10 protein-coding genes are annotated in these 12,070 nt (G+C 73.7%); 8 read left to right on the top strand and 2 right to left on the bottom strand.

Annotated elements, in window-relative coordinates; all coding sequences use genetic code 11:
* From AC51EU_RS20180 to AC51EU_RS20160, 5 genes are all read left to right on the top strand, one after another.
* The coding region (locus AC51EU_RS20180) for a copper resistance CopC/CopD family protein (RefSeq protein WP_496268408.1) at positions 1-1,784 on the top strand (1,784 nt) is incomplete at its 5' end.
* Positions 1,784-3,094, top strand: a complete 1,311-nt coding sequence (gene efeB, locus AC51EU_RS20175; RefSeq protein WP_496268407.1) for an iron uptake transporter deferrochelatase/peroxidase subunit — start codon at positions 1,784-1,786, stop codon at positions 3,092-3,094. The genes AC51EU_RS20180 and efeB, both read left to right, overlap by 1 nt.
* Before the next feature lie 150 nt (positions 3,095-3,244).
* The gene (gene pheA, locus AC51EU_RS20170; protein ID WP_496268406.1) at positions 3,245-4,171 is read left to right on the top strand and encodes a prephenate dehydratase; all 927 of its coding nucleotides are present in this window, start codon (positions 3,245-3,247) and stop codon (positions 4,169-4,171) included.
* Between the two features lie 739 nt (positions 4,172-4,910).
* Positions 4,911-6,200, top strand: coding sequence for a serine--tRNA ligase (serS, locus tag AC51EU_RS20165; protein WP_496268405.1), 1,290 nt, complete (start codon positions 4,911-4,913; stop codon positions 6,198-6,200).
* The gene (locus tag AC51EU_RS20160; protein ID WP_496268404.1) at positions 6,197-7,012 is read left to right on the top strand and encodes an HAD family hydrolase; all 816 of its coding nucleotides are present in this window, start codon (positions 6,197-6,199) and stop codon (positions 7,010-7,012) included. The genes serS and AC51EU_RS20160 overlap by 4 nt, the downstream gene beginning before the upstream one ends.
* A 3-nt stretch (positions 7,013-7,015) precedes the next feature.
* Here the strand turns inward: AC51EU_RS20160 and AC51EU_RS20155 are convergent, their stop codons facing one another.
* Complete coding sequence (locus AC51EU_RS20155; RefSeq protein WP_496268403.1) at positions 7,016-8,029, bottom strand: Lrp/AsnC family transcriptional regulator; 1,014 nt, start codon at positions 8,027-8,029, stop codon at positions 7,016-7,018.
* Positions 8,030-8,162: 133 nt separating this feature from the next.
* Between AC51EU_RS20155 and AC51EU_RS20150 the strand changes: the two genes are divergently transcribed.
* Complete coding sequence (locus AC51EU_RS20150) at positions 8,163-9,707, top strand: MFS transporter (RefSeq protein WP_496268402.1); 1,545 nt, start codon at positions 8,163-8,165, stop codon at positions 9,705-9,707.
* A 65-nt stretch (positions 9,708-9,772) separates the two neighbouring features.
* On the opposite strand, the gene AC51EU_RS20145 is transcribed toward AC51EU_RS20150, so the two are convergent.
* Entirely contained in the window at positions 9,773-10,630 is an 858-nt protein-coding gene (locus tag AC51EU_RS20145) for a MerR family transcriptional regulator (protein WP_496268409.1), read from the bottom strand.
* A 220-nt stretch (positions 10,631-10,850) separates the two neighbouring features.
* On the opposite strand from AC51EU_RS20145, the gene AC51EU_RS20140 reads away from it, so the two are divergent.
* Positions 10,851-11,165, top strand: coding sequence for an SAV_915 family protein (locus AC51EU_RS20140; protein WP_496268401.1), 315 nt, complete (start codon positions 10,851-10,853; stop codon positions 11,163-11,165).
* Between the two features lie 16 nt (positions 11,166-11,181).
* Positions 11,182-12,070 (top strand): diaminopimelate decarboxylase family protein (locus tag AC51EU_RS20135; RefSeq protein WP_496268400.1); only part of this gene is annotated, 889 nt, incomplete at its 3' end.

Here is a 12,070-nt window from a genome sequence, read left to right as displayed (position 1 = left end):
TGACCGGCAGCAACCCGGCGCAGGGGTCGGTGGTCCCGCACGCCCCCGAACAGGTCACGCTCAGCTTCTCCGAGGGCGTCGCCATGGGCGACGACTCGATCCGCGTCCTCGACCCGCGTGGCAAGCGGGTCGACCGCGGGAAGCTGCGCGACCTGTGCAGCGGTGAGTCCGTCACCTTCGGGACGGGTCTGCCGCCCGGCCTGCCCGACGGCACCTACACCGTCGCCTGGCAGGCCGTCTCCGCCGACAGCCACCCGGTCGCCGGCGCCTTCACCTTCTCCGTCGGCGCCCCCTCGAAGACCAGCGCGCCGCTGCCGCAGCAGGAGGCCGGCGGCGGGCCGGTCGGCGCGCTCTACGACATCGCGCGCTATCTGGCGTACGGCGGTTTCGTGGTGCTGGTCGGCGGCGTGGCGTTCGTGCTGGTCTGCCGGCCGGGCGCGGCGCGGGTGCGGTCGGTGCAGCGGCTGATCGTCCAGGGCTGGGTGGTGCTGACGGGTGCCACCCTCGCGTTGCTGCTGCTCCGCGGCGCGTACACCGGGTCCGGGGCGTTCGCCGATGTCCTGGACCTCGGGGCGCTCCAGGCCGTCCTGTCCACCAGGACGGGGACGGCGCTGGTCTGCCGGCTGCTGCTGCTCGCGGGGGCGGCCGTGGTGCTGGCGCTGGTCCTCGGGCGGGCCGCGCGGGAGGGGAACGGTTCCTCCGGCAGGCGGGCCGGGGCGGCGGTCGGCGGCGCTCTGGTCGCGGTCGGGCTGGCCGCGACCTGGTCGCTTGCCGAGCACGCCTCGACGGGTCTGCAACCGGCCGTCGCGATGCCCGTCGACATCCTGCATCTGCTCGCCGTCGCGGTGTGGCTCGGCGGGCTGGCGGCGCTGGTGGTGTCCCTGTACTGGGGGCCCGCCGTGGAGCGCGCGGCGGTGCGCCGCTTCTCACGGATCGCGTTCTGGTCGGTGCTGGTGCTGGTGGCCACGGGGTTCTACCAGTCGTGGCGGCAGGTCGGCACGGTGCGGGCGCTGACGGACACCTCGTACGGGCAGTTGCTGCTGCTCAAGGTGGGGCTGGTCGTGGTGCTCGTGGGGATCGCGGGGGTGTCGCGGCGGTGGACGGGGCGGCTGACGGAGGCGGCGGAGGCCGCCCCGGAGGCGTCCGCCGAGGCGTCCCCGGAGACATCCCCGGAGGCGGACGAGGCGCCGGAGCCCGCCCCGGCCGATCCCGCCCGTGCCGTCCAACTGGCGCGGCAGCAGGCGGCGTTGCGTACCGCGCGCACCAAGCGGGTGCGGGACGCCGACCCGGTGCGGCTGGGGCTGCGGAGGTCCGTGATGGCCGAAGCGTCGATCGCCGTCGTCCTGCTGGCCGTGACGACCGTCCTGACCACCACCGAGCCCGCCCGTACGGAAGAGGCGGTACGGGCCAGTGAGGCGGGGCGGACCACGAGCACCAACCAGCCGCGCGTACTGACCGTCCCGTTCGACACCGGCGGCCCCGGCGGCAAGGGCACCGCGCGGCTCGACCTCGACCCGGGGCGCAGCGGCAGCGGCAACGAACTGCGGGTGCGTATCGCCGACGCCTCCGGCGCGACGATGGACGTCCCCGAGGTGAAGATCTCCTTCACCCTCAAGGAGAAGCAGCTCGGGCCGCTCCCGGTCGTCCCCGAGCACACCGGCAAGGGGCACTGGCGCGCGAGCGGCGTCCAGCTGCCGGTCCCCGGGCAGTGGGAGCTCTCCCTGCTCGTGCGGACCTCCGACATCGACCAGGTGACCGAGACCAGGAACGTGAAGATCGACTGATGAGCACGACGGGCAGCACCGCACCGGGCGGAACGACGGACGGCGGCGCAAAGACGGCACAGAAGACCTCGGACGAGCGCGTGGAACTCACCCGGCGCCGGCTGCTCGGCACGGTCGGCGCGGCGGGCGCGGCCGGGCTGATCGTCGGCGGGGCGGGCGGCGGCATCGCGGTCGCCGCGGCGCGGGGCGACGACCCGGCGCCCCTGACGTCCCTCGGCTCCACCCGCGTCCCGTTCCGCGCCGAACGCGTCAGGCACCAGGCGGGCATCACCGAGCCCCTCCAGGCGTGCGGCCATCTCGTGGCCTTCGACCTCGCGCCGGACGCGGACCGCAGGGCGGCGGCCGCACTGCTGCGCCGCTGGTCACGGACGGCCGAGCAGCTGATGGACGGGCGGGCGCCGGACGGCGACACCCAGGTGGCGCTCGACGCCGGGCCGTCCTCCCTCACCGTCACCTTCGGTCTCGGGCACAGCTTCTTCGGGCGGACGGGGCTGGAGAAGCGCCGTCCGGTGCAGCTCGATCCGCTGCCCGACTTCTCGGCGGACGCGCTCGACCCGAAGCGCAGCAACGGTGATCTGTGGATACAGATCGGCGCGGACGACGCGCTGGTCGCCTTCCACGCGCTGCGCGCCCTCCAGAAGCAGGCCGCGGGGACGGCACGGCTGCGCTGGCAGATGAACGGTTTCAACCGCAGCCCGGGGGCCACCACGCAGCCGATGACGGCCCGCAATCTGATGGGGCAGGTCGACGGCACCAACAACCCCAAGCCGTCGGACCAGGACTTCGACGAGCGGATCTTCGTGGGGCGGGACGCGCCGCAGGAGTGGATGCGCGGCGGTTCGTACGCGGTGGTCCGCCGTATCCGGATGCTGCTGGACGACTGGGAGAAGCGGTCCCGCGCCGAGCAGGAGAAGGTCATCGGGCGGCGGAAGGAGGACGGCGCGCCGCTGACCGGGGGGACGGAGACCACCCCGATGGGGCTGGACCGGACCGGGGCCGACGGGCTGCCGGTGATCGCGGCCAACGCGCACGCCCGGATCGCCGCTCCGGAGGCGAACCAGGGGGCGGCGCTGCTGCGGCGCCCGTTCTCGTACCACGACGGGTTCCGCGCGGACGGCGCGCCGGACGCGGGGCTGCTGTTCATCTGCTGGCAGGCCGATCCGCTGCGGGCCTTCACCCAGATCCAGCGGAAGCTGGACCGGGGCGACGCGCTGTCGCCTTTCCTGCGGCACGAGGCGAGTGGTCTGTTCGCGGTGCCGCCGGCCGCCGCCCCGGGCGGGTACGTGGGGCAGCCGCTGCTGGAGGGGTGAGGCGCGCCCCGGGCCCGTCGTCCACAGGGCGGCGGGCGGGGCGGCCGGGGTGTGGACGAGCGGAACGGGGCGGCCGCGGGGCTCGGTATCGTGGCAGAACAGGGGAGATCGGCGGGGTGTCCCCGCTGGATTCGCGAGGGAGACACCTGCATGTCGGCCAGTCGCTACACCTATCTCGGCCCCGAGGGCACGTTCACGGAGGCGGCGCTGCGCACGCTTCCGGAGGCGGCGACCCGTGAGCTGGTGCCGATGGTGTCCGTGCCGGCCGCGCTGGACGCGGTGCGCGGGGGCGAGGCGGCGGCCGCGCTGGTGCCGATCGAGAACTCCGTCGAGGGCGGGGTGACGACCACCCTCGACGAACTCGCCTCGGGCGAACCGCTGATGATCTACCGCGAGGTGCTGCTGCCGATCGCCTTCGCGCTGCTGGTGCGTCCGGGGACGAAGCTGGCGGACGTGAAGACGGTGACGGGCCACCCGGTGGCGCAGCCGCAGGTGCGCAAGTGGCTGGCGGCGCATCTGCCGGACGCGGCCTGGGAGTCGGCGGCGTCGAACGCGGACGGCGCGCGGCTGGTGCAGGAGGGCCGCTACGACGGCGCGTTCGCGGGGGAGTTCGCGGCGGCCACCTACGGTCTCGAACCGCTGGTCACGGAGATCCACGACGCGCAGAACGCCGCCACCCGCTTCGTTCTGGTCGGCCGTCCGGCCCGGCCGGCGGCCCCGACCGGTGCGGACAAGACGTCGCTGGTGCTGTGGCTGCGCGCGGACCATCCCGGTGCGCTCCAGGAGTTGTTGCAGGAGTACGCGGTGCGCGGGGTGAACATGATGCGCATCGAGTCAAGGCCGACGGGTGAGGGCATCGGCCGTTACTGCTTCTCGGTGGACTGCGAGGGGCACATCACCGACCGGCGGGTGGGCGAGGTGCTGATGGGGCTCAAGCGGGTGTGCCGTGAGGTGCGTTTCCTCGGCTCGTACCCGAGGGCGGACCGGGTGGCGGCGACGGTGCGGCCGGAGATGACGGACGAGGCGTTCGGCGACGCGTCGGACTGGCTGACGCGCTGTCTGGACGGACGGGCCTGACCCGTGGCAGCCGGGCCCGGGGCGGCGTGTTCCGGGCCGGGTGGGACCTGCTTCGGCGGGTCCGCGGGGTGCGACCTGCGGTTTTCCACGGGGGTCAGCGTTGTCCACAGAGTTATCCACAGGCCCGGTTCTCGACCTGTGGGTAAGTCGACATGGCGCCCTGCCTCCACCGTCGGCCAATCAGGACAGGCGCGACATATCGCCCACGTCGCGTCACATCCACTTATGGCTACACACAGTAACCCGACCCTGACCGCGTCAGCACAATTCCCGCGTTCAATCCCTTAGGGCGAGGTAATCCCACACGAAAGAATGCCGAGGGGGCGGGCGGACGACGATTTCCCTCCAGGAACATCCGGAAACGGAAGGTCCGGGTCCGAGTTCCACAGATTCCACACACAGCCTGTGGATAAAATCCCGCACCCCGCACAGCCCTGTGGACAACTCACGTTTTCCACGGCCGCACCGACCCGGCCGACACTCCGCGCGGCGCGTGCCCGCCGCCCTCCACACCGCACGCCGCGGAACACCCTCACTCCTCACGCGCCCCCTCCTATTACCGCCGCGCGCGAATGAACAAGAGAATTCCCGGACGACTTTCCCGCCCTTTCCCCGGCATTCCCGTACGGTCACCACGCGAGAATAAACAACCACAAACCGGACAAAAAGGAGCACACTCGGGCACTCCGGGTGGAATATCCCGTCGAGCCCCGGCGGCCTTCCCCGGTAGCCTGGAGGGGTGATTGACCTTCGCCTGCTCCGTGAGGACCCCGACCGTGTGCGCGCCTCCCAGCGTGCCCGTGGAGAGGACGTCGACCTCGTCGACGCACTCCTCTCCGCCGACGAGCGGCGCAGGTCGTCCAGCGTCCGCTTCGACGAGCTGCGTGCCGAGCAGAAGTCGCTCGGCAAGCTCATCCCCAAGGCCACCGGCGACGAGAAGGCCGCGCTGCTGAAGAAGGCCGGCGAACTCGCCGCCGCCGTCAAGGCCGCGGACGCCGCCCAGGACGAGGCCAAGGAAGAGGCCCACGCGCTGCTGCTGCGGCTCGGCAACCTCGTCCACCCCGACGTCCCCGTCGGCGGCGAGGACGACTTCACCGTCCTGGAGACCCACGGCACCATCCGCGACTTCGCGGCCGAGGGCTTCGAGCCCAAGGACCACCTGGAGATCGGCCAGACCCTCGGCGCCATCGACGTCGAGCGCGCCGCCAAGGTCTCCGGCTCCCGCTTCTACTACCTGACCGGCATCGGCGCCCTGCTGGAGCTGGCCCTGGTCAACGCCGCCATCGCGCAGGCCACCGAGGCCGGTTTCACCCCGATGCTCACCCCGGCCCTGGTCCGCCCGCAGGCCATGGAGGGCACGGGCTTCCTCGGCCAGGCCGCCGAGAACGTCTACCGCCTGGAGAAGGACGACTTCTACCTCGTCGGCACCTCCGAGGTCCCCCTCGCCGCGTACCACATGGACGAGATCATCGACGCGTCCAAGCTGCCGCTGCGCTACGCCGGTTTCTCGCCGTGCTTCCGCCGCGAGGCCGGTACGTACGGCAAGGACACCCGCGGCATCTTCCGCGTCCACCAGTTCGACAAGGTGGAGATGTTCTCCTACGTCAGGCCGGAGGACGCCGAGGCCGAGCACCGCCGCCTGCTGGACTGGGAGAAGCAGTGGCTGACCGGTCTGGAGCTGCCGTTCCAGGTGATCGACGTCGCCACCGGTGACCTCGGCGCCTCGGCCTCGCGCAAGTTCGACTGCGAGGCGTGGATCCCGACCCAGGGCAAGTACCGCGAGCTGACCTCCGCCTCGAACTGCGACGAGTTCCAGGCGCGCCGGCTGTCGGTCCGGATGCGCGAGAACGCCGACGGCCGGCAGCGCGTCCAGCCGCTGGCGACGCTCAACGGCACGCTCTGCGCCGTCCCCCGCACCATCGTGGCCCTCTTCGAGAACCACCAGCAGGCGGACGGCTCGGTGCGCGTCCCCGAGATGCTCCGCCCCTACCTCGGCGGCCGGGAGATCCTGGAGCCCCAGGCCCCGTGACCACCGGCCCCGTACCGCCGTACCAGCTCATCGCGACGGACCTCGACGGCACGCTGCTGCGCCCCGACGACACCGTCTCCGAGCGCACCCGTGCGGCACTCGCCGCGGCCACCGCGGCGGGTGCCGCCCACATCGTCGTCACCGGACGCTCCGTCCCCTGGACCCGGCACATACTCGACGCCCTGGACTACCGGGGCATCGCGGTGTGCGGGCAGGGCGCACAGGTCTACCACGCCGGTGAGCACCGGCTGCTGACGTCGCTGACGCTGGACCGGCAGCTCGCCGGTCTCGCCCTGTCCAAGATCGAGTCGGAGACCGGGCCGCTGCGCCTGGCGGCGAGCCGGGACGGACTGGCGGGCGAGGTCCTGGTCGGCCCCGGCTACCAGGTGCAGGACGGCCCGCTGCCGCACGTCATGATCGACGATCTCGCGGAGCTGTGGGCGGCGCCGCTCAACAAGATGTACCTCCAGCACCCGACGCTCGACGACGACACGCTGGCCCAGGTGGCGCGGGCCGCCGCCGGTGACCTGGTGGGCGTGGTGATGGCCGGCGAGGGCGTCGTCGAACTGCTGCCGCTGGGGCTGTCCAAGGCCACCGGCCTGTCCCTGGCCGCCCGCCGCCTGGGGGTGAAGGCCGGTGCGACCGTCGCCTTCGGCGACATGCCCAACGACGTCCCGATGTTCGCCTGGGCCGCGCACGGCGTGGCGATGGCCAACGCCCACGACGAGCTGAAGGCCGTCGCCGACGAGATCACCGCCTCCAACGAGGAGGACGGCATCGCGGTGGTTCTGGAGCGGCTGTTCCCCCAGTAGGGGTCAGCGGCGCCGGGCGGCCGGGCGCGGCGCGCGGAGGAAGGGCCCCGCGCCCTTGAGGCGGCGGATGCGCGGGGCGCTCTCCATCGTGCGGACGCCGGGCAGGGTCGCCACCCGCGTCGTCAGATATGTGTAGAGGGCGCCGAAGTCCGCGCACACGACGGACGCGAAGAGGTTGTGGGGCCCGGTGGTCGCGCAGGCGAACGCGATCTCGGGGTGCCCGGCCAGTGCCTCCCCCGCGGCGGCGAGTTCGGCCGGGGCGACGGACAGCCACAGCGCGACCATCACGCCGTACCCGAGGCCCTGTGGTTCGTGGTCGACGTCGAAGTAGAGGGCGCCGGACGCCCGCAGCTCGGCGAGGCGGCGGCGGACGGTGGTCGGGGACCAGCCGGTGACGGCGGCCAGCTCGCCGAGCGGGGCCCGGCCGTCGCGGGCGAGGGTGTCCAGCAGCCGCCGGTCGGCGGGGGTGAGCGCGGGCGCCGCGGCGTTCGGGTCCGGTGCCGGGGCGCGCAGCCGGGCGACCTGGTCCGCGGTGAGCGCGCCCGACTTGCTGACGATGCCGTCGGCGCCGCCGAAGAAGATGTGCAGCAGGCAGTGCGCGGTGACGCCGACCACGCTCGGGGTGCGCGGCAGCTTCTCCAGCAGCAGGGTGCCGTGGTCGTCGCGCGGCGCGCGGCAGACCGCGGCGATCTCGGTGCCGCCGGACATCAGGCTCACCCAGGCCGTGTCGGGACGCCGGGCCAGCGCCTCGCCCACCGTCACCGCGGCGTCCGGCGCGCACTGCACCCGCACCAGCCAGACGACCTCGCCCAGGGCCGTCGCGTCGGTCAGTCCCAGGACCCGCAGCGCGCCGGAGGAGCGGTGGCGTGAGTAGCGGCGGGCGACGGTCTGGTCGGAGACGCCGAGCACCTCGGCGATCCTGCTGAACGGCGCGCGGCCGTCGGTCTGGAGCGCGTGGATCAGCCGGCGGTCGAGCGCGTCGAACGGAACCGGACGCTCGGTTCTGTCGGATTTCACCCTTCGAGGCTAACCGCTGTCGGATTACGCCGCGGCCGGTCCGCTGGTTGGGAGATCCACGCGTACGGACCGGACGGTGTTCTCCGGCTCCGCACCGTGCGGACGCCCGGGAGATCCACGGAGGAGTACGGACATGCGCGACGGGGCGGACCACAGCACCGCGGGGGAGGGACCCGCGGACGGGAAGGACGGCGGCCGGCAGGTGTCCTGGTGGCCGCTGGTCGCCATCACCCTCGGCAACTTCATGCTGCTGGTCGATGTGACCATCGTGAACACCGCGCTGCCGCGGATGGCCGACGGCCTGGGCGCGTCCTTCACCTCCCTCCAGTGGGTGATGGACATCTACGCGCTGGCGCTGGCCGCCCTGCTGATGGTCGCCGGTTCGGCCGCCGACCGCTTCGGCAGGCGCCGCCTCTACGTCGCGGGGCTCGCGCTGTTCGCGCTCTCCTCCCTCGCCTGCGGGCTGGCGCCCGACGCCGGTGTGCTGATCGCCGCGCGGGCCGTGCAGGGCGTGGGCGCGGCGGCGATGTTCGCCACCAACACCCCGCTGCTGATGGCCACGTACCACGGCCGCGACCGGGGCGTCGCGTTCGGCATCTGGGGCGGCACCAGCGGCGCGGCGGCCGCGGTGGGCCCGGTGCTGGGCGGCCTGCTGACCGAGTACGCGGACTGGCGGGCGATCTTCCTGGTCAATCTTCCGCTGACCGCGTTCGCGGTGTGGCTGACGCTGCGCTCGGTGCGGGAGTCGTACGGCGACCGCACGGCCCGGATCGACTGGTCCGGCGCCGCGTTCTTCACCCTGTGCGCGGGCGCGCTGATGTACGGGCTGATCCGCGGCGGCGAGCACGGCTGGACGGAGGGCGGGACGCTGGCGGCGCTGGCGGTCGCGGCGGTGGCGCTGGTGGTCTTCGTCGTCGTGGAGCGGCGGATCGCGCAGCCGCTGCTGGACCTGCGGCTGATGCGCAGCCCGACGTTCGCCGTGCTGATGGCGGCGGCGCTGCTGATGCAGGCCGCGGCGTTCCCGTACCTGACGTATGTGGGGCTGTGGACGCAGAAGATCCTGGGGCTGAGCCCGGTGGGCGCGGGTCTCGCGGTGACGCCGATGGCGCTGATGTCGTTCGTGGTCGGCGCGCTCGGTGGCCGCCGCCTGGCCACGGTGGCCCCTCAACTCCCGCTGGGCATCGGCCTGTTGCTGATCGGTGCGGGCGGTCTGCTGCACAGTGTGCTGCTCGGCGCGGACCACGCGGGCGCGGGGTGGGCGACGCTGATCGCCGGGCTCGCGGTCAGCGGTCTGGGGATCGGCGCGGCGATGCCGGTGCTGGTGTCGGCGGCGCTCGGCGCGGCGCCCCCGCGGCGCGCGGGCATGGCGAGCGGCGCGGTGAACACCTTCCGCCAGCTCGGCTACGCCATCGGCATCGCCGTCCTCGGCACCGTCTTCGCGTCCTCCCTGAACGGCCTGCCGCACCGCCCCTCCCCCGCGGCGGTCAACGACGCGTACGTCACCGGGCTCACCCGGATCACTCTGGTCTCCGGTCTGGTGGCGGTGGCGACCGGCGTCCTGGTTCTGGCGGTCGTCCGCCGCCCGGCGTCCGGTGGTGCCGCGCCCTCGGGTCCGGCCGCCGGAAGCCGGGGCACGGCGGACGCCGGGGCGAAGGCGACGGCGACGGCCGAGGTGTGACGCCCGCCGGGACGCCGGGAGCATGACGCAGCGGGGCGGGGCCCGAAAGCCCCGCCCCGTTTCCGTCAGCCGGCGGCCAGCGGTTCCTGGATCTCGGTGACCCAGCCCTCCTCGTCCTCGGGGCACTCCAGGTACAGCTCGCGGGCGTACCCGGCGGAGCGGTGGCCGTGGGCGTCGATCCAGTGGGCCAGGGTCTGGGCCGTCGGCATGACGCGGCTCATCGGGCCGCGGTGGACCACCGTGGCGGCGCGGTCCAGGCCCGGGAGGGTGACCACGTCGAAGCCGGTGCCCGCGCCGTCGGCCGCGACCCCGGCCCCGGCGAGGTCCTCCGGCGTGATCACGACGCCGGCGTGGACGAGGACCGCCCCGCTCCCGGCGTCCCCGGGCGCGTCCTCGTAGTACGCGAGGCCCGGCCCCGCCGGGGTGACGCCGGCCGCCCGCAGCCGCCGCCACAGCTCCTCGTAGAGCGGCCCGATGACCGGGCCGATGTGCTCGGGCTCGAAACCGGCGGCGACCCCGCTGGCCTCGGCGAGCAGGACCGCCGGGGTCTTCTTGACCACCACGTCCTGAGTGGACATCCGTCCCTCACTCTCGATCGTCCGGAGTCTCGCCTCGACCCCGGCCAGCCGCTGGGCGGCCGCCGTCATCGCGGCCTCCAGCTCCGCCCTGCGCAGCCGCAGCATGCCGCGCAGTTCCTCCGCGCTCACCTGCTCGTCCAGGATGTCGGCCACCTGCTTCAGGCCGAATCCGAGGTCCTTGAGCGCGATGACACGGTGGAGGCGGGCGAGTTGCGCGGCCTCGTAGAAGCGGTAGCCGGTGGCGGGGTCGGTGCGGGCCGGACGCAGCAGCCCGATCGCGTCGTAATGACGCAGCATGCGGGCCGACACACGTCCGTACCGGGCGAAATCTCCGATGCTGAACATGACGCCCTCCAGTCGAGTGCCTTCCACCGTGTCAAGGTCAAGTACGGACGGTTCCCGCGCTCCCACCCACGACATTGCGTCAAGTGGTGTCCAGAAACCGTCAATGATGCGTCAGCACCGCACAAGGCCCCCCGTCCTCCGGGCATAGCGTCGGTGCCGAGCCCCGGCGCACGCGACACCCCACCGGTCCGGGGCCGCTGTTCCTCCGAGGAGCGTCACCGTGCCCCCCATTCTGTACGCGGAAGATCCCGAGCCTGCCGATCGTGTCCCGGCCGGACCTCTCTTCGTCCCCGTCCGGCCGGGCCCCGCGGGCTGCACCGCCCGCCTGTTCCGTACCGCGCGCGGCGGCCGTACCGCCGTCGCCTTCACCTCCCCGCAGCGGCTCGCCGCGGCGCTCGGCGCCGGGCAGCCGTGGATCCGGCTCTCCGAGCCGGCACTGCGCGCCCTGGTCGCACCCGTCGGAGCGGCCGGGGTCACCGTCGACCCGCGGCTCGTCCCCGACGTGCCCCGGGCGCCGCGTCTCCGGGCCGTCTGAGGAAGGCCGTCCGACCATGAGCCGCCGCGCCCTGCCGCGGACCGCCGTCCCCTCGCCGCCCCTGTTCCCGGGGCCTGCGCCGGACGGCCCGCTGTCCGTCTGGCCCGCTTCCGCCCTGCCGCTCCCCGACGGGGGCCTCTCCGTGGGCGGCGTCCCCCTCACCGCGCTCGCCGCCCGCCACGGCACGCCCGCCCATGTCCTGGACGAGGACGAGGTCCGGCGCCGCTGCCGCGCCTACCTCCGGGCGTTTCCGGACGCCGATGTCCGCTGTGCGGCCACGGCGTTCCTGTGCCGTGCGATGGCCGCGTGGGTGTGCGAGGAGGGGCTCGGGCTGGCCGTCCGCTCGGCGGACGAGCTGGAGGCGGCCGTCGGCGGCGGTTTCCCGCCCGCCCGGATCGTGCTGCACGGCACCACCGCGGGCCCGGACACGCTGCGGGCCGCCGTCCGGCTCGGCGTGGGGCGGATCGTCCTCGGCAGCACCGCGGAGGTCGCCCGGGTGGCCGCCGCGGTGCCGGACGGCGGACGGCAGAAGGTACTGATCCGCGTCGCGCCGGGCATCGCCGCCGGCGGGCGTGCCGGGATCGGCGACCAGGGGTTCGGGCTGTCGCTCGCGGACGGTTCCGCGCTGCACGCGGTCACCCGCACCCTGTCCCGTCCCGGCCTCGAACTCGTCGGTCTGCACTGCCACTTGGGCTCCCAGATCCTCACCGTCAAGCCGTATCTGGCGGCGGTGCGGCGGCTGGTCGGTCTGCTCGCCCGCATCCGGCAACAGCGCGGCGTCACCCTGCCGGAGCTCGATCTCGGCGGCGGCCACGGCATCGCCCACCGCCCCGGGGAGCCCGCGCTCGACCTCGCCTGTCTCGCCGTCCGCGTCCGCGCCGAACTGGCGGGCGGCTGCGCCGCGG

This window comes from Candidatus Streptomyces philanthi, from assembly GCF_059553635.1.
The sequence above is the reverse complement of the archived record's forward strand: the minus strand, read 5'-3'. Positions and strand labels throughout refer to the sequence as shown.

What these genes read in the sequence shown, in the direction of transcription:
- efeB (WP_496268407.1), top strand. Translation starts at nt 1,784, where the DNA reads ATGAGCACGACGGGCAGCACCGCACCGGGCGGAACGACGGACGGCGGC.
- pheA (WP_496268406.1), top strand. Translation starts at nt 3,245, where the DNA reads ATGTCGGCCAGTCGCTACACCTATCTCGGCCCCGAGGGCACGTTCACG.
- AC51EU_RS20150 (WP_496268402.1), top strand. Translation starts at nt 8,163, where the DNA reads ATGCGCGACGGGGCGGACCACAGCACCGCGGGGGAGGGACCCGCGGAC.
- AC51EU_RS20145 (WP_496268409.1), bottom strand. Translation starts at nt 10,630, where the DNA reads ATGTTCAGCATCGGAGATTTCGCCCGGTACGGACGTGTGTCGGCCCGC.